Source organism: Ensifer canadensis, from assembly GCF_017488845.2.
GTDB classification, from domain to species: domain Bacteria; phylum Pseudomonadota; class Alphaproteobacteria; order Rhizobiales; family Rhizobiaceae; genus Ensifer; species Ensifer canadensis.
In genome coordinates, this window is the sequence record NZ_CP083371.1 from 781,451 (window position 1) to 797,709 (window position 16,259).

The 16,259-nt window shown below is 61.4% G+C and carries 13 protein-coding genes and 1 pseudogene; 7 read left to right on the forward strand and 7 right to left on the reverse strand.

Annotated elements, in window-relative coordinates; genetic code table 11:
• The first annotated feature begins 115 nt into the window (after positions 1-115).
• Genes J3R84_RS23190 through J3R84_RS23200 form a run of 3 tightly spaced genes read left to right on the forward strand, consistent with a single transcriptional unit; the run spans position 116 to position 1,858 of the window.
• Complete coding sequence (locus tag J3R84_RS23190) at positions 116-715, forward strand: hypothetical protein (protein ID WP_203528871.1); 600 nt, start codon at positions 116-118, stop codon at positions 713-715.
• On the forward strand, positions 712-1,305 hold the full coding sequence (locus tag J3R84_RS23195; protein ID WP_203528870.1) for a hypothetical protein: 594 nt from the start codon (positions 712-714) through the stop codon (positions 1,303-1,305). Before J3R84_RS23190 ends, J3R84_RS23195 begins: the two co-directional genes overlap by 4 nt.
• Positions 1,306-1,318: 13 nt before the next feature.
• Positions 1,319-1,858, forward strand: a complete 540-nt coding sequence (locus tag J3R84_RS23200) for a hypothetical protein (RefSeq protein WP_203528869.1) — start codon at positions 1,319-1,321, stop codon at positions 1,856-1,858.
• 199 nt (positions 1,859-2,057) lie between these two features.
• On the opposite strand, the gene J3R84_RS23205 is transcribed toward J3R84_RS23200, so the two are convergent.
• Positions 2,058-3,347 carry a hypothetical protein gene (locus tag J3R84_RS23205; protein WP_203528868.1) on the reverse strand — a complete coding sequence of 430 codons (1,290 nt, stop codon included), beginning with the start codon at positions 3,345-3,347 and terminating at the stop codon, positions 2,058-2,060.
• Positions 3,348-3,595: 248 nt separating this feature from the next.
• Between J3R84_RS23205 and J3R84_RS23210 the strand changes: the two genes are divergently transcribed.
• Positions 3,596-4,990, forward strand: a complete 1,395-nt coding sequence (locus tag J3R84_RS23210; protein ID WP_203528866.1) for a selenium-binding family protein — start codon at positions 3,596-3,598, stop codon at positions 4,988-4,990.
• A 33-nt stretch (positions 4,991-5,023) separates the two neighbouring features.
• A complete protein-coding gene (locus J3R84_RS23215; protein ID WP_203528864.1) occupies positions 5,024-5,656 on the forward strand; it encodes a hypothetical protein in 633 nt (210 codons plus the stop codon).
• Between the two features lie 46 nt (positions 5,657-5,702).
• Here the strand turns inward: J3R84_RS23215 and J3R84_RS23220 are convergent.
• The 6 genes and pseudogenes from J3R84_RS23220 to J3R84_RS23245 form a co-directional block, all read right to left on the reverse strand.
• Positions 5,703-6,429 (reverse strand): annotated as a pseudogene (locus J3R84_RS23220) (glutathione S-transferase family protein).
• A gap of 28 nt (positions 6,430-6,457) precedes the next feature.
• The gene (locus tag J3R84_RS23225) at positions 6,458-7,039 is read right to left on the reverse strand and encodes a VOC family protein (RefSeq protein ID WP_113569817.1); all 582 of its coding nucleotides are present in this window, start codon (positions 7,037-7,039) and stop codon (positions 6,458-6,460) included.
• 207 nt (positions 7,040-7,246) lie between these two features.
• Positions 7,247-9,385, reverse strand: coding sequence for a methylmalonyl-CoA mutase (gene scpA, locus J3R84_RS23230; protein WP_203528862.1), 2,139 nt, complete (start codon positions 9,383-9,385; stop codon positions 7,247-7,249).
• Positions 9,386-9,557: 172 nt separating this feature from the next.
• Entirely contained in the window at positions 9,558-11,561 is a 2,004-nt protein-coding gene (locus J3R84_RS23235) for an acetyl-CoA carboxylase biotin carboxylase subunit (RefSeq protein ID WP_203528860.1), read from the reverse strand.
• Between the two features lie 30 nt (positions 11,562-11,591).
• Entirely contained in the window at positions 11,592-11,882 is a 291-nt protein-coding gene (locus tag J3R84_RS23240) for a hypothetical protein (RefSeq protein ID WP_025429057.1), read from the reverse strand.
• An 11-nt stretch (positions 11,883-11,893) separates the two neighbouring features.
• The gene (locus tag J3R84_RS23245) at positions 11,894-13,426 is read right to left on the reverse strand and encodes an acyl-CoA carboxylase subunit beta (protein ID WP_203528858.1); all 1,533 of its coding nucleotides are present in this window, start codon (positions 13,424-13,426) and stop codon (positions 11,894-11,896) included.
• A 141-nt stretch (positions 13,427-13,567) separates the two neighbouring features.
• Between J3R84_RS23245 and J3R84_RS23250 the strand changes: the two genes are divergently transcribed.
• Entirely contained in the window at positions 13,568-14,986 is a 1,419-nt protein-coding gene (locus tag J3R84_RS23250) for a helix-turn-helix domain-containing protein (RefSeq protein WP_057218849.1), read from the forward strand.
• 123 nt (positions 14,987-15,109) lie between these two features.
• Positions 15,110-16,252, forward strand: coding sequence for an isobutyryl-CoA dehydrogenase (locus J3R84_RS23255; protein ID WP_203528856.1), 1,143 nt, complete (start codon positions 15,110-15,112; stop codon positions 16,250-16,252).
• Positions 16,253-16,259 lie beyond the last annotated feature (7 nt).

Consider the following 16,259-nt stretch of genomic DNA (forward strand, 5'->3'; position numbering starts at 1 on the left):
AGCGGTGCCTGCCGTAGTGCGATGGGGGCTGCTGAAAAGCCTGAGAACTTTGATTTCTCGGCCAAGCCATACTATCTTGCGGTTGCAGGAGCGATCAAACCTGGGCGGAGGTGCGATGTCGATCGCGCGACGGGCGAAATTGAAGCGGCGTCTTCTGGCGATGCTCGTGACGGGCATCGGAGGCATGGCGGCTGCGGCCGCCTCCTTCGCAACCGCAGTCTATCAGGCGGCCAATCCCGCTCCCGTTGAGCTTGCCAGGATGGGCGAGCCAATCGACACAGGTCGTTGGGTTATCACGATAAACAATGCCTCGATGGCGGAAGTTCCCCCTACGGGAACCAAGCCAGTCGACCCCAAGCGGTTCCTGACGGTCGACCTTGAACTCGACAATCGCTCGGCCGCGACAAGCAATGCGTTCATGCAGCTCGTCTCGATCGAGACGCAGATGTCGGTCCAACTTCCAGAGCCGGTCTACTACCTCGCCCGTGACAAATGGATCGCGAGCGCGATCAACCCTGGCATGCCGGAGAAACTCATCGCTGTTTGGGAATGGCCGGAGGGTTTGCCGAACCCGAAGGCGCTGCGCTTTTCGGTCGCCAAGCAGATCTACAAACCGCGCGACAATCTCTATGGCGCGCCCGGATGGTTTGATGACGGCAAGGCCGCCATCGTCGAATTGGCCGTAAGCGGGCAAACGGACGAGGCAGTGCGATGATCGCCGGGTTGCGTACAATCCTGTTGCTCGGACTTGGCGCTCTCGTGCTCTACGCCATGCAGCACAACACGCCGGGCTATGGCGATATCACGTCGCCGATTGCGATCCGTGGCAAAGCGGGCGAGCGGGTGGATAGCCATGCCTTTGCCTATGGTGCCGCGAATGTGCATCTGGCGCGGGCGGTCAAGACCGAGAGCTTCGGACGGGTGCGCGACTATTCAAGCTCGGGTGTCTGGTTGGTCATTGAAGGTGCAGCGGTTGCCAAGAAAGAGAGCCTTACGTTGCTATCAGCGGAATGGTTGTCGCCAAGCGGAATCCGCTATGCCCTTAGTCAACGCTTCTCGACCATGCATGGCTATCTGCCGACGGAGCGACTGGAGCCGGGCTTGCCCAAGCCGGTGCTCGTAGCATTCGAGTTGCCCGAGACGGCGATCAGCGGCGGTCGTCTGCTCATCGCGCGCTCTGGTCTGACCCCTCTCGGCGAAGAACTTTGGATCGCGCTCGACCAGAAGGCACCACTGGAAATCAAACCATCGATCACGCTTGCGCGCGGCAGCGGCAGCATGCCGTGGACGCTGGCTGCAAAATGACGAGAGGCAGGTCATGAGCGAAAGACGCCTGTTCTGGACCTGTTTCGTGGCACTCGTCGCCGTGCTGCCATTGGCGATAGTGGTCCACGCCTGGGATAGTTTGCGTGAGATGCCTTTGTTTTCCGGTAAGCGCGACATCATCGTCGAAAGCGGTGTGGTCCAGCCCTATGCGGGCGGGCAATGGAAGCTTGCGGATCTGAAACGACTGCCCGGTCCATCTAATGACGCGCGCGTTGTTCTGGCGGAATTCGAGAGCGAACCGAAAGATCTGGCAATGCTGGCTGAGAGTGCGTGCCGCGTTCGGCTGGTGGATGCGGAGGGGCGGCGCTTCGAGCCCTTGATGCTGACGGAACCAATCGTGCGCGAGATGTATCCCGAAGTGGCGGATCGCCCGCGCTGTTCGAGCCTCGCTTTTGCAAATGCCGGAAACGGCGGCACAGTCAGAATGGCGGAAAGTTTTATGGTGCCGGCCAAGGCAAGCGATCTTTCGCTCGTGGTCGAGGTTCTGGGAGCAGGCGACGGCGCGCTCGTATTCAAATGGAAGCGTGGTTAGTGGATAGAATCTGACGCCTGGTATCCGGGATGACGTGATCAGGTTGGGACCTACGTTCCTGCCTAATCACGCAACGCGCCCGACAGGTTCGCGTCGACGCGTCAGGCCCGCATTGGGTCGAACTTCCCCTTTGGTCGCTAGCCGAAGTTCGGACATCAGGTGCGACGATAGGATTGCACGCCCGCAGCAATTCAAAGTGTTACAGCAACCTTTGCGCGTCTGATAAGATGCGCGGCGCTTCAGGGGCCACCGCAGGTGTTGCCTGCGAAATGGCTCGTTCGAGTATGGCTGCCAGCAGCGAGATGCGCATGGCATCGAGCAAGATGCCGCCGTCGAGATCGCTGGGACTGCCGATGAAGACGACCAGGATGCTGGATACAAACTCCCAGGTCGCGAACTCTTCGACGCCGAGCAGGCGCGTTGTTGCAAACCAGAGCCAGGCCCCAAGCCAACCGATCAGGCGATAGGCGACGATGAAGGTGAGCAAGGTTGCAAGCCCTGCGCCGAGTGTCAGCTTCAGGCAGGTCCAGACCGGCCCATAACGCGAGCGATAGTCGCTGACGAAGTGTTCGAGAAAATCGATGAGCCATTTGCGCCAGCTCCGTGCACTGGTCCGTGCCGGCATGGTGCGGGGACCGACCGCGGAAAGTTCATAGCCGTTGATGATTGCCGCCATCACCAGCCAGACCATCGGCAAGAGGGCGTAGAAGAACAGGCTCTGCGCCTGTGTCAGCCAGTCGGGCTCGCGAAATTCGACGGGTATGAAGTTCTCCGCGGCATAGGCAACGCCGATCAGTTGCAAGCTGTTGCCCCAATCAAGAGTGCTCAGCAGTTTGCCGGCGCCGAGCCAGGTGATGAATTCATCCTTCCAGATCGAAAGCCCGTAAAGACCGATAAAGATCCAGCTCGCGTCGGCTGCAACGATCAGCAAGCGCCAAGTTGGCGCTTTGCTCTTTTTGCTCATTTGCTTGGCGGCCCAACGTACCACCCAGCAAATAGCGATGGACAGAAGCAGGCCGCGTGAACTGAGAATGTTAAAGAAATCGGCCTTCCCGCCGAAAGCGACCTTGTCGAGTGCCAGCCGGGAATATTCACGCACCGTGTTGCCGAGGAAGCCCCACGCCGCGTAATAGGCGAAGAACGGCAAAATCGCTGCGGCGGTTGCGGCCAGCAAGCGCCGATCGTTGCTGCCGGATTTGCCTGACGAGACCGGCACGCTCTTCGTCTGCCGGAGCGACTCCAGCGCGGGCAATCCGGGACGCAGGGCTAGAAACATCAGGACGACGATGATGAGCTTGGCAAGGACGACGAGCGACAGCACCACCATGCCGCCGAGCGGGTGGCGCAAACCTACCTCCACTGCGGCACGCAGCAGCAGGTCTCGCACGATATAGCCTGCCGCCCCGATCAGGAGCAGTTGCGGCCAAAAGCGGGCAAGCAAACGTCCCATGAGGCCAATGGGACCGAGCGCATCTGCTATCGACGTCATGACCAGAACATAAGTGCACTTTGGCCAGAGCACAACCGCGCGGCGCACCAAGCCAAGATCGAGGCATAAGAAAGGGCGGCAAGCGGGGCGGTAAGCCCCAGGCGATGATCGATGCGATGCCCGACAGGAAGCCGCATCGCTCCTTTTGAGGAAATGGGGCAATGCGCCGCATTTCCGACGCGTTTTTGCCGCATCACCAAAGGCTGCATCAGGATCCACGCATTGGGAATTCTCCAGGGAGAATGGAAATGGCGACGTGGCGACCCGATCCTTCTTTTTATCCTTCACCACGCATGGCGGCCAAGGCTCCTAAGGAAACCTTAGCCTATGTCGCAGCCTTCGATCCTGAGCGGGCGAGGCCGGATGCGATCGCCGTGGTCGATGTCGACCCGACGTCACCGAGCTATTCGCAAATCGTTGCACAGGTCGATATGCCGAACGTTGGCGACGAGCTCCATCATTTCGGCTGGAACGCCTGCTCCTCCTGTCTTTGCCCCAATGCGCCGCACCCGCATGTCGAGCGTCGCTATCTCGTAGTCCCGGGTTTGAGATCCTCGCGGCTCCACATCATCGACACCAAGCCGGACCCGCGCAATCCGAAGATCATCCGCGTGATCGAGCCTTCCGAAATTGCCGAAAAGGCGAACTATTCGCGGTTGCACACCATCCATTGCGGCCCCGAGGGCATCTACGTCAACGCGCTCGCCGACCGCGACGGTAATGCGCCCGGCGGCATCTTCTTGCTGGATCACGAGAGTTTCGACGTGCTCGGCCAATGGGAAATGGATCGTGGACCGCAGAAGCTCGCCTATGACTTCTGGTGGCATCTCGGTCACGACACGCTGATTACCAGCGAATGGGGCACGCCGGATACCTTCGAGAACGGGCTGGTTCCGGAAGTGTTGCTCGGTTCGAAATACGGCCGCAGGCTGCACTTCTGGGATCTGCACAAGCGCAAGCACCTGCAAGAGATCGACTTCGGCGAGGAGCACCAGCTCGTCTTTGAACTGCGCCCGGCCCACGATCCGACCAAGGCCTATGGCTTCGTCGGCTGTGTCATCAGCCTCAAGGATCTCTCGGCGTCGATCTGGACCTGGTATCGTGACGGAGATCAATGGGCGGTCAAGAAGGTGATAGAAATCCCGGCGGAGCCCGCCGATCCGGATCTCCTGCCGCCCGTCCTCAAGGGCTTCGGCGCGGTCGCGCCGCTCGTCACGGACATCGACCTGTCGATGGATGATCGGTTCCTTTACGTTTCCTGTTGGGGCACCGGTGACATGATCCAGTATGATGTTTCCGACCCATTCGCCCCGAACGAGACGGGCCGAGTGCGCATCGGTGGCATCGTCTCACGTGCGACCCATCCGAAGGCTGCAAACGGAGCGTTGAACGGTGGCCCGCAGATGGTGGAGATTAGCCGGGACGGCAAGCGGGTCTATTTCACCAATTCGCTCTATGGCGCAATCGACCCGCAATTCTATCCCGACGGTATCGACGGGTGGATGGTCAAGCTGGATGTCAATGAGGGCGGCGGAATCGCGTTTGACGAGAATTTCTTCGTCGATTGGCCGAAAGGCCATCGCCCGCATCAGGTTCGCCTGGAAGGCGGGGACTGCTCGTCCGATTCCTATTGTTATCCGTGAGGAGGGTGCGGGCGTGCGGCCCTACCATGGCGAATGACGACCTTCTGGCCATGGCTTTCACTTGCCGGCCTCGGCGCCTTTCACGGTCTCAATCCGGCGATGGGCTGGCTCTTCGCCGTGGCGCTGGGGCTTCACCGCCAGAGCCGGCGGACCGTCTGGTTGTCCCTTGTTCCCATTGCGATTGGCCATGCGATTTCCATCGCGACCGTGTTGGTGGTGGTCATCGCATTCGGCGCAGCCCTGGATCTGGACAGCTTCAGGCTTGCCGCCGCCTCGCTCATACTTGGCCTTGCCGCCTACGGCGCCGTTTACGGACACCGCCACCGCGTCAGAGTGGGAATGCGAACCGGCATGGCCGGCCTTGCGTTCTGGTCCTTCCTGATGGCAACGAGCCACGGGGCGGGGTTGATGCTGGTGCCCGCAATGCTCAGCATCTGTCTGGCCGATCGGTCCGGCGACCTCGCAATCCCAATGGCCAGCTCCCTCCCGGTCGCGCTTGCCGCCCTTGCGGTGCATAGCGGCGTCATGCTCGCGGTCATCGCGGCGGTCGCGCTCGCGGTCTTCGAGTGGCTTGGTCTCGCGGCCCTGCGCTCAGCGTGGATCAACTTCGATCGTCTCTGGACATTGGCGCTCGGCGCGACCGGCATAGCGCTTCTTGTCCAATGAACGGCCGATGCCGCCATTGCGGTTCTTCTCCCGCATCCGCTCCCACTCATTCTATTCGATCACGTCTATTTCCTGTCAGTTCCTCTTGCCTCTGAGCTCTCACGTAGTCGATATAGCCGCGAACATCGGCGGCGGGTTCGGAGTAGGCGTTGCCGAGCGATTTCTCGATCGCCGCCATATAGGTTGCCGCCCAGGCCGGCAGGGAATAGTCGATTACCGCGAGGAACTCGAGCGTCGCTGCAAGCCTCATGTCGGCAATCGACGGCTTGGTGCCACCGATGAAGGGTTTCTCGCCCATATAGAACGTGTGGAAGACTTCGAGCGGTTCGGCCAGCGCCTTCGCAGCTTGCTTGCGCGCATGCTCCTTGGTGGCGTCGTCTGCATCACTATAGCCGACTTCGCCTGGATATTGTGGGAACTTGAGCACCGGATAAGTGGCGCGCGCGAGATAGGGATAGAAGGTGCCGATCAGGTAGAACATGGCGCTGTCGATCATTGCGCGTGCCTCGGGATCCTTCGGATAAAAGTCGTTGAGCCCGTGCTTGTTGCAGAGATACTGCATGATCGTAGCTTTCCCACAGTACGCCCTTGGGCAAATCCGCCGTTTCGATCATCGGCGTCAGGTGCGAAGGCGCCCTCGCCAGATACTCGGCCGAGCGCGTAAGCCCATAAACGTCATGCTCGCTGAAATCGAGACCTGCGGCGCGAACGAACACGCGGGCCGTCAGGTTGTTGACGCTGGGCTTGATGACATTGAGTTTGATTGCCGACACGAGTGTTCCTCCCTTTTCGCGGGGGTGCTCAGTACGGATTCCTGGGCACCCGATCGGTTGACAATGAAGGCCGGGTCCGCTCGACCAGGGCCTCGATGGCATCGGCGAGATGCTCCTCGGCGATGGCGTATTCGCTGCGGGCGACGCGAATCCGGTGCGCTTCCATCAGGACCTCGGCATGAGTATGGCCGGCCGGCGGTTCGAACCGATAGGACGCAAGCTCGATCAACAGGCCAAGCGGGTCCTCGAAATAGATCGAATCCATAAAGCCGCGATCCTTGACGCCGCTATTGCGGATCTCCCGCTCGTTGAGACGGTCGACCGCCTGCTGGAACGTCGCTCGCGAGACGGCGAAGGCGATGTGATGCACGCAGCCGATATCCGTCGATGTCCGATCGGGATCGGGCTTGCGGGCCTCGTCGGTGAAGACGGTGATCAAGCGGCCATCGCCCGGATCGAAATAAAGATGGCTTTCCGCCGCCCGGTCGAGGTTCGGTTGCTCGAAGATGAAGGGCATGCCGAGCACGCCCTCCCAGAAGTCGATCGACGTCTGGCGGTTCGCGCCGACGAGCGTGATGTGATGGACCCCTTGCGATTGAAGTTTGCGCATTACCGTCCTCCCGCAGATTGAACCCCGGCGGAAAAACGGTCCTTGCACAATTGCGCGCGCCGCTCGAGTTCCAGACAGCAATGTTACACCCGTTTCGACTTCGGCTCTTGCTTGTCGAACACCGGAGCGGACTGGAAGGACGCTATTGTGCGCTGTCGCGCCCGTCCTTTGAAGAAGGCACCGGTGGAATCCCGGTGCGGTCAGGCTTCAAATGTTTCGCCGCTTGCCTTCGATCAGGTCGAGCACCGCGCGGGCGGCATCAAGGACGTTCGTGCCGGGGCCGAAGACGGCGGACACGCCGTTATCCATCAGATACTCGTAATCCTGCCGCGGGATGACGCCGCCGCAGATGACGATGATATCCTCGCCGCCGCGCTTTTTCAGCGCATCGGCAAGCTGTGGCATCAGGGTCTTGTGGCCGGCGGCAAGCGATGACACACCGATGACGTTGACCTTGCTGGCAAGCGCCATGTCGGCCGCCTCTTCGGGGGTCTGGAACAGCGGGCCTGCCAGAACGTCAAAGCCGATATCGCCAAAGGCCGAGGCGATCACCTTGGCGCCGCGGTCGTGGCCATCCTGGCCGAGCTTTGCCACCATGATCTTCGGCTTGCGGCCAAGCTTGTCCGAGACCTCGCCCAGCCGTTCGGTAAGCACCGCCAGTTCGGGCTCACCCTCATAGGCCTTGCCATAGATCTTGCTGACCACCTTGGGCGTTGCTGCATGGTCGCCGAAGGCCGCGCGCATCGCGTCGGAGATCTCGCCGACCGTTGCCCGGGCACGGGCAGCCTCGACCGCGGCGGCCAACAGATTGCCGTCGCCGGTGCGAGCGAATTCGGTAATAGTGGCCAGTGCATTTGCGACATCCTGCGAATTGCGCCGACGCTTGGTTTCCTCGATCCGGCGGATCTGGGCGGCACGCACGGCGGTATTGTCGATCTCCAGGATGTCGATCGGCTCTTCGTTGTCGAGACGGTATTTGTTGACGCCGACGATCACTTCTTCGCCCTTGTCGACCGCCGCCTGCCGGCGGGTGGCCGCCTCTTCAATCAGCCGTTTCGGCAGTCCGGCATTGACCGCCTCGGTCATGCCGCCCATCGCCTCGATTTCTTCGATCAGCGCCCAGGCTTTTTCCGCCAGCTCGTTGGTGAGGCTCTCGACATAGTAAGAGCCCGCCAGCGGATCGACGACCTTGGTGACGCCCGTCTCATGTTGCAGGATCAGCTGGGTATTGCGGGCGATGCGCGCCGAAAACTCGGTCGGCAGCGCAATCGCCTCGTCGAACGAGTTGGTGTGCAGCGACTGGGTGCCGCCAAGGGCTGCCGACATCGCCTCGAAGGCGGTGCGGATGATGTTGTTGTACGGATCCTGCTCCTGCAGCGAGACGCCCGATGTCTGGCAATGGGTGCGCAGCATCAGTGAAGACGGCTTCTTCGGCTCGAACTCCGTCATGATCCGCGTCCACAGCAGCCGTGCTGCGCGAAGCTTGGCGGCCTCCATGAAGAAGTTCATGCCGATGGCGAAGAAGAAGGAGAGGCGACCGGCGAACTCGTCGACGTTCAGGCCCTTGGCAAGGGCGGCGCGCACGTATTCGCGGCCATCGGCGAGCGTGAAGGCGAGCTCCTGCACCAGCGTCGCGCCCGCCTCCTGCATGTGATAGCCCGAGATCGAGATCGAGTTGAACTTCGGCATCTCCTTTGCCGTATACTCGATGATATCGGCAACGATGCGCATCGAGGGTTCCGGAGGGTAGATATAGGTGTTGCGGACCATGAACTCCTTGAGGATGTCGTTCTGGATGGTCCCCGACAGCTTGTCGCGTGAAACGCCCTGTTCCTCGCCGGCGACGATGAAGGAGGCGAGGATCGGGATCACAGCACCGTTCATGGTCATCGACACCGACATTTCCTCCAGCGGAATGCCATCGAACAGGATCTTCATGTCCTCGACGCTGTCGATCGCCACGCCGGCCTTGCCGACATCGCCCTCGACGCGCGGATGATCGCTGTCGTAACCGCGGTGGGTGGCAAGGTCGAAGGCAACCGAAAGGCCCTTCTGACCGGCAGCGAGGTTCTTGCGGTAAAAGGCGTTCGAGGCTTCTGCCGTCGAGAATCCCGCATATTGCCGGATCGTCCACGGCCGACCGGCATACATCGTCGCGCGCGGGCCGCGCAGGAAAGGCGCGAAGCCCGGCAGGGAACCAAGGTGGCCGATGCCGTCGAGATCGTCAGCCGTGTAGAGCGGCTTGACGGCGATGCCTTCCGGCGTCTGCCAGGTAAGATTTTCCGGCGCCGTCTTGAGTTCGCGCTCGGCGAGGTTTTCCCAATCTTTCACGGTCTTATCGCTCATCGGTAACTCCTTGGCCCAAAGGGCACCTTTCGGACCTCATCCCTGTTCCTGTCGCAGGGATCCAGTCACGCGATGTCTCTCGCGTGAAGAAATGATCTCGTGCACCGCGCACGCGGCGCTGCTGGATTCCTGCGACAAGCACAGGAATGAGGGCTTGATTGCTTGGCGCTCATCATTCGAATTCCATGATCAATTCGTCGACCGCGAGGCTTGCGCCGGCGATAACGGCCACGCGCTTGACGGTGGCGCGCTTCTCGGCGCGCAGGATGTTCTCCATCTTCATCGCCTCGACAATTGCCAGCGACTGGCCCGCTTCCACGGTATCGCCGGCCTTGACCGAGACCGAGGTGATGACGCCGGGCATCGGGCAGAGCAGCATCCTGGAGGTGTCCGGCGGCAGCTTCTTCGGCATGAGTTTGGCAAGCTCGGCGACGCGCGGGCTCCTGACCCGGGCAATCACGTCGATGCCGCGCCAGCGCAGCCTGATCGCCGTGCCCGTCAGTTCCACCTTTACGCTCATCGGCTGATTGTCGATGTTGAAGGTGGCGAGCGTGCGGCCCGGCGTCCAGTCGCCGGCGATCGAGGCGGACGTGCCGTCTTCGAAGCGGACATAGGCGCCATCGGCCGAAGCGCCTGAAGTCAACGCAAAGTCCATGTCGGCAAGATTGACCACCCAATCGTAGCCTACGATGCGACGATGATTGCCGATGGTGCCGGAAATCTGGCTGGCACGTTCCTGCAGGACCTGGTTGATCGAGACGGCGATCGCCGCCAGCTTGCGCGCCGACGCTTCATCCGGCGTCACGCCATGGAAACCGTCGGCGAACTCCTCGGCGATATAGGCGGTCGTCAGGCGGCCGTCGCGAAAGCGCTGTTGCTGCATCACGGCGGAGAGGAACGGCAGGTTGTGACCGATGCCTTCGACCTCGAACTGGTCGAGCGCCTCCGCCATGGCCTCGACAGCCGTCAGGCGGTCCGGTCCCCAGGTGCAGAGCTTGGCGATCATCGGGTCATAATACATCGAGATCTCGCCGCCCTCGAAGACGCCGGTGTCGTTGCGGATCACTGTGCCGTCGTCGTTTGCACCTTCCACAGGCGGGCGATAGCGCGTCAGCCGGCCGATCGAAGGCAGGAAATTGCGGTAGGGGTCTTCGGCATAGAGCCGACTCTCAACCGCCCAACCGTTGAGCCTCACGTCCGCCTGACCGAAGGCAAGCTTTTCGCCGGCCGCAACGCGGATCATCTGCTCGACAAGATCAAGGCCGGTCACGAGTTCGGTGACTGGGTGTTCCACCTGCAGGCGGGTGTTCATCTCGAGGAAATAGAAGTTGCGATTGGCATCGACGATGAACTCGACCGTGCCGGCCGAATGATAGCCGACGGCCTTTGACAGTGCCACGGCCTGTTCACCCATGGCCTTGCGGGTGGCGGCATCCAGGAACGGCGAGGGGGCTTCCTCGATGACCTTCTGGTTGCGGCGCTGGATCGAGCATTCGCGCTCGCCGAGATAGAGCGTGTTGCCGTGCTTGTCGCCGAGCACCTGGATTTCGATATGGCGCGGTTCGGTGACGAATTTTTCGATGAAGATCCGGTCGTCGCCGAACGAGTTCTTCGCCTCGTTCTTGGAGGACTGGAAGCCTTCGCGCGCTTCCTGGTCGTTCCAGGCGATGCGCATGCCCTTGCCACCGCCGCCGGCCGACGCCTTGATCATCACGGGATAGCCGATCGATCCGGAGATTTTTACCGCCTCGTCGGCATCCGCAATCAGGCCCATGTGGCCGGGCACGGTGGAGACGCCCGCTTCGGCCGCAAGCTTCTTCGAGGTGATCTTGTCACCCATCGCCTGGATTGCGCCAACCGGCGGACCGATGAAGGCAACGCCTTCCGTTTCGAGCGCTTCGGCGAAGGCGGCATTTTCCGACAGGAAGCCGTAGCCGGGATGAACCGCATCGGCGCCGGTCTTGCGGATCGCCTCGATGATCTTGTCGATGACGATATAGGACTGCGCCGAAGGCGAGGGGCCGATATGAACGGCCTCATCCGCCATGCGCACGTGCATGGCATCGCGGTCGGCGTCGGAATAGACGGCGACGGTGGCGATGCCGAGTTTCTTCGCGGTTCTGATGACGCGGCAGGCGATTTCGCCACGGTTGGCGATGAGGATCTTCTTGAACATGCGTTTCTCTTTCAAATCCTTGGTGTCGCGTCAGCGTTTGAATTTGCGCCGATAGGGCAGGAGCGCGATCGACGATGCCGCAACGGCGCCGCCAAAGAGCAGCGCAAACGGCACGACAACCATGGCCGTGGCGAGGATGGGGCTGGTGGAGCGGGCGATATGGGTGCCGACCGCGCCGATGTTGAGCCAGATCAGCACGCCAGCGACTGTTGCCCCGGTCGCAAGGCCATAGAGCGCATTGACCGCCAGATAGCGCAGCATCTCGCGATGGTCGCGGCGGGCCTCTTCCGGTGTCATGATGCGTTCGCGTTCCGGCTCCATGATTGCCTCCATCACAACGGGATCGTGTCGTGCTTGCGCCAGCGGACATCGACCTGCTTGTTGCGAAGCGAGGCAAAGGCGCGGGCGATGCGGCGGCGCGAAGAGTGCGGCATGATGACTTCATCGATGAAACCACGTTCTGCGGCGACAAACGGATTGGCGAAGCGCTCTTCGTATTCCTTCGTACGCGCCGCGATCTTCTCGGCGTCGCCGAGTTCGGAGCGGTAGAGGATTTCGGTCGCGCCCTTGGCGCCCATCACCGCGATTTCGGCGGTCGGCCAGGCATAGTTGACGTCGGCGCCGATATGCTTGGAGGCCATGACGTCATAGGCGCCGCCATAGGCCTTGCGCGTGATCAGTGTCACCATCGGTACGGTTGCCTGACTGTAGGCGAAAAGCAGCTTGGCACCATGTTTGATGACGCCGCCATATTCCTGGGCGGTGCCCGGCAGAAAGCCCGGCACGTCGACGAGGGTCAGGATCGGGATCGAGAAGGCGTCGCAGAAACGGACGAACCGGGCCGCCTTGCGCGAACTATCGATATCGAGGCAGCCGGCAAGGACCATCGGCTGGTTTGCGACGACGCCGACGGACTGGCCTTCCATGCGGATGAAGCCAGTAATGATGTTGCGGGCGAAACTCTGCTGCAACTCGAAGAAATCACCCTCGTCGGCAAGCGCGAGGATGAGTTCCTTCATATCGTAGGGCTTGGCAGCGCTATCGGGGATGAGGCTGTCGAGCCTGCGTTCCAGCCGCGACGGATCATCGTGGAATGGCCGGACCGGTGGCTTCTCGCGATTGTTGAGCGGCAGGAAATCGAACAGCAGGCGCACATGCTCAAGCGTCTCGATGTCGTTTTCGTAGGCCGCGTCGGCGACGGAGGATTTTTTCGTGTGCGTGCCGGCGCCGCCAAGCTCTTCGGCGGTGACGATTTCGTTGGTGACGGTCTTCACCACGTCGGGGCCGGTGACGAACATGTAGGATGAGTCACGCACCATGAAGATGAAGTCGGTCATTGCCGGCGAATAGACGGCGCCGCCGGCGCACGGGCCCATGATCACCGAGATCTGCGGGATAACGCCCGATGCCTCGGCATTGCGGCGAAAGACCTCGGCATAACCTGCAAGTGAGGCGACGCCTTCCTGGATGCGCGCACCGCCTGAATCGTTGAGGCCGATGACCGGCGCGCCGTTCCTGACTGCCATATCCATGATCTTGCAGATCTTCTGCGCGTGAGTTTCCGACAGCGAGCCGCCGAGCACCGTGAAGTCCTGGGAGAACACATAGACCTGCCGGCCATTGATCGTTCCCCAGCCGGTGACGACACCGTCGCCGGCCACCTTCTGGCTGTCCATGCCGAAGTCGACGCAGCGATGCGTGACGTACATGTCGTACTCTTCGAAGGAATCTTCATCGAGCAGAACCTCGATGCGCTCGCGTGCCGTCAGCTTGCCTTTGCCGTGCTGGGCGTCGATGCGCCGCTGGCCGCCGCCGGCTCTTGCCTCCGCCCGGCGAGCTTCGACCTGTTCGAGTATGGCGCGCATAATTCCCTCCCGGTTTTTCCGTGATTGTGCAGAGGCGTTTGTCGCTTCGCAATAGCCTCGAAGGACGGATGGTAAAACGCCCGTTCATGTGCAAATGTGAAATAGAGAATATTGCGAAATGTAAATTGCAAAGTTGCGAACATGGCGATCGGCAAACTCTATATCGGCCGCAAGGTCAGGGAACTTCGGGATGCAAACCGGGCGACGCAGGGACAGTTTGCCGAGCGCATCGGCATCTCTACCAGTTATCTCAATCAGATCGAGAACAACCAGCGGCCCGTATCGGCTTCGGTTCTTCTGGCCCTTGCCGAAAAGTTTCAGATCGATATCGCCGAACTTTCGACCGGGGAGGGCGACAGGTTGCTTTCGGCGCTGTCGGAAGCCTTGAGTGATCCGCTATTCGAGACCTATTCGCCGAGCCTGCAGGAATTGAAGCTGATCACCCAGAATGCGCCGGGGCTAGCGCATGCGCTGATCAGTTGTCACCAGGCCTATCGCCGCAACAGCGAGCAACTGGCCAGCATCGACGATACCATCGGCCGCGGCGGGTCTTCGGTGGAGACGACGCCCTATGAGGAAGTTCGCGACTTCTTCCACTTCGTCGACAACTATATCCACGACATCGACGTTCTCGCCGAGCGACTCGCAGGCGAACTCGGGCTCGGTGAGGGCGACAACCATGCAGCATTGGCCGCCTATCTCGAGCAGCGCCACGGCGTGCGTGTCTTGCGGGGTGCGGCCGGCGACGAGGCGATCCGGCGCTACGATCCGCGTGCCCGTCTGTTGACGCTGAACCCCTATGCCCCGGCCGCGACACGCGATTTCCAGATTGCACTGCAGATCGCTCAGTTGCACGCCCGAGAAGAGATCGACCGGGTGGCCGGCGGCGCCGGTTTCCGCACGGAGGAAGCCTACGAGATCTGTCGCATTGGGCTGCAAAACTATTTCGCCGGTGCGCTGATCCTGCCTTACCAGGCCTTTCACAAGGCGGCGCGCGAACTCCGGCACGACGTCGAGTTGCTGGCGGCGCGTTTCGGTGCGTCGCTCGAGCAGGTCTGTCATCGGCTGTCGACGCTGCAGCGCCCGGGCCAGAAGGGCGTGCCCATCTTCTTTGCCCGTATCGATCGGGCCGGCAACATCACCAAGCGCCATAGTGCGGCCAAGCTGCAGTTTGCCCGTTTCGGTGCGGCATGTCCGCTCTGGAACGTGCATCAGGCGTTCGAAACGCCCGGCCGCATCATTCGTCAGCTCGCTGAGACGCCTGATGGTGTGCGCTATCTTTGCCTTGCAACGCAGATCACCAAGGGTGGTGGCGGCTTCCGCGCCGCACAGCCGCGTTACGCCTTGGCGCTCGGTTGCGAGATCTCCTACGCCGACGCCTTCGTCTACGCCGACGACCTCGATCTCGGCAACCGCGCGGCGTTCGATCCTATTGGCATATCCTGCCGCATCTGCGAGCGCACGAAATGCGCCAGCCGCGCCGTACCACCATTGAAGCGAAGACTGATCGTCGACCATGACTTGCGCGGCGCTCTGCCGTATCGTCTGAGTGAAAGCTAATGGACTTTTGCAGGGATCTGTTCGTTTTTGAACAGAACCTGTGAGAAGTTGCACCTGTGCCTGTACGGAATTTGGTGTAACTAGCCCCAATCGTTCAGTATGCGGTCAGGGAGGAACATGCATATGGATTTTCACCTGTCAGAGGAACAGGAAGCCATCCGCCGGATGGCACTCGACTTCGCTCGCGACGAATTGGCGCCTCACGCCATTGAGTGGGATCAGGAAAAGCATTTCCCGGTCGATAAGCTGCAGGCCGCAGCCGCCCTCGGCATGGCGGGCATCTATATCAGCGACGATGTCGGCGGCACCGGCCTGACGCGGCTCGATGCTGCAATCATCATCGAAGCTCTGGCAACCGGCTGCCCGGCGGTTGCCTCCTTCGTTTCCATTCACAACATGTGCGCCGGCATGATCGACCGCTATGGCACCGACGAGCAGCGCCATCGGCTGCTGCCGAAGCTGCTGACCATGGAGACGCTGGCGAGCTACTGCCTGACCGAGCCGGGATCCGGTTCGGATGCGGCAGCACTCAAGACCAAGGCTGTCAAGGACGGTGACAGCTACGTGCTGACCGGCCAGAAGCAGTTCATCTCCGGTGCCGGTGTGTCCGGCCTCTATGTGATCATGGCGAGAACCGGCGAGGACGGGCCGAAGGGCATCTCCACCTTCGTGGTGGAAAAGGATGCGGCCGGCCTCACCTTCGGCGCGAACGAGAAGAAGATGGGTTGGCATGTGCAGCCCACCCGCGCCGTGATGCTCGACGGCGTGCGGATCCCCGTTGAAAACCGCCTCGGTGCCGAGGGTGACGGCTTCAAGATTGCCATGGGCGGGCTCGACGGCGGCCGGCTGAACATTGCCGCAGCCTCGCTCGGCGGTGCGCAGGCCGCCTTCGACCGGGCACTGGCCTATGTCCAGGAACGTCGCGCCTTCGGCAAGGCGATCGGCGAGTTCCAGGCACTGCAGTTTCGCCTCGCCGATATGGCAACCGATCTCGAAATCGCCCGTACCTTCCTCTGGCGCGCGGCCTCGGCGCTCGACGCCGGTGACCCCGAGGCGACGAAACTTTGCGCCATGGCCAAACGCTTCGTCACCGATCGCTGCTTTGCCGTCGCCAACGACGCGCTGCAGCTCCACGGCGGCTATGGTTATCTCGCCGACTACGGCGTCGAGAAGATTGTCAGGGACCTGAGAGTGCACCAGATACTCGAGGGTACCAACGAGATCATGCGGCTTATCGTGGCGCGCTCGATCTTCGGCCGGAAATAGGAAGGGC

Coding starts and splice junctions, on each gene's coding strand:
- scpA (WP_203528862.1), bottom strand. CDS start 9,385: ATGAGCGATAAGACCGTGAAAGATTGGGAAAACCTCGCCGAGCGCGAA.
- J3R84_RS23215 (WP_203528864.1), top strand. CDS start 5,024: ATGACGACCTTCTGGCCATGGCTTTCACTTGCCGGCCTCGGCGCCTTT.
- J3R84_RS23240 (WP_025429057.1), bottom strand. CDS start 11,882: ATGGAGCCGGAACGCGAACGCATCATGACACCGGAAGAGGCCCGCCGC.
- J3R84_RS23255 (WP_203528856.1), top strand. CDS start 15,110: ATGGATTTTCACCTGTCAGAGGAACAGGAAGCCATCCGCCGGATGGCA.
- J3R84_RS23200 (WP_203528869.1), top strand. CDS start 1,319: ATGAGCGAAAGACGCCTGTTCTGGACCTGTTTCGTGGCACTCGTCGCC.
- J3R84_RS23250 (WP_057218849.1), top strand. CDS start 13,568: ATGGCGATCGGCAAACTCTATATCGGCCGCAAGGTCAGGGAACTTCGG.
- J3R84_RS23205 (WP_203528868.1), bottom strand. CDS start 3,347: ATGACGTCGATAGCAGATGCGCTCGGTCCCATTGGCCTCATGGGACGT.
- J3R84_RS23190 (WP_203528871.1), top strand. CDS start 116: ATGTCGATCGCGCGACGGGCGAAATTGAAGCGGCGTCTTCTGGCGATG.
- J3R84_RS23210 (WP_203528866.1), top strand. CDS start 3,596: ATGGCGACGTGGCGACCCGATCCTTCTTTTTATCCTTCACCACGCATG.
- J3R84_RS23245 (WP_203528858.1), bottom strand. CDS start 13,426: ATGCGCGCCATACTCGAACAGGTCGAAGCTCGCCGGGCGGAGGCAAGA.
- J3R84_RS23195 (WP_203528870.1), top strand. CDS start 712: ATGATCGCCGGGTTGCGTACAATCCTGTTGCTCGGACTTGGCGCTCTC.
- J3R84_RS23235 (WP_203528860.1), bottom strand. CDS start 11,561: ATGTTCAAGAAGATCCTCATCGCCAACCGTGGCGAAATCGCCTGCCGC.
- J3R84_RS23225 (WP_113569817.1), bottom strand. CDS start 7,039: ATGCGCAAACTTCAATCGCAAGGGGTCCATCACATCACGCTCGTCGGC.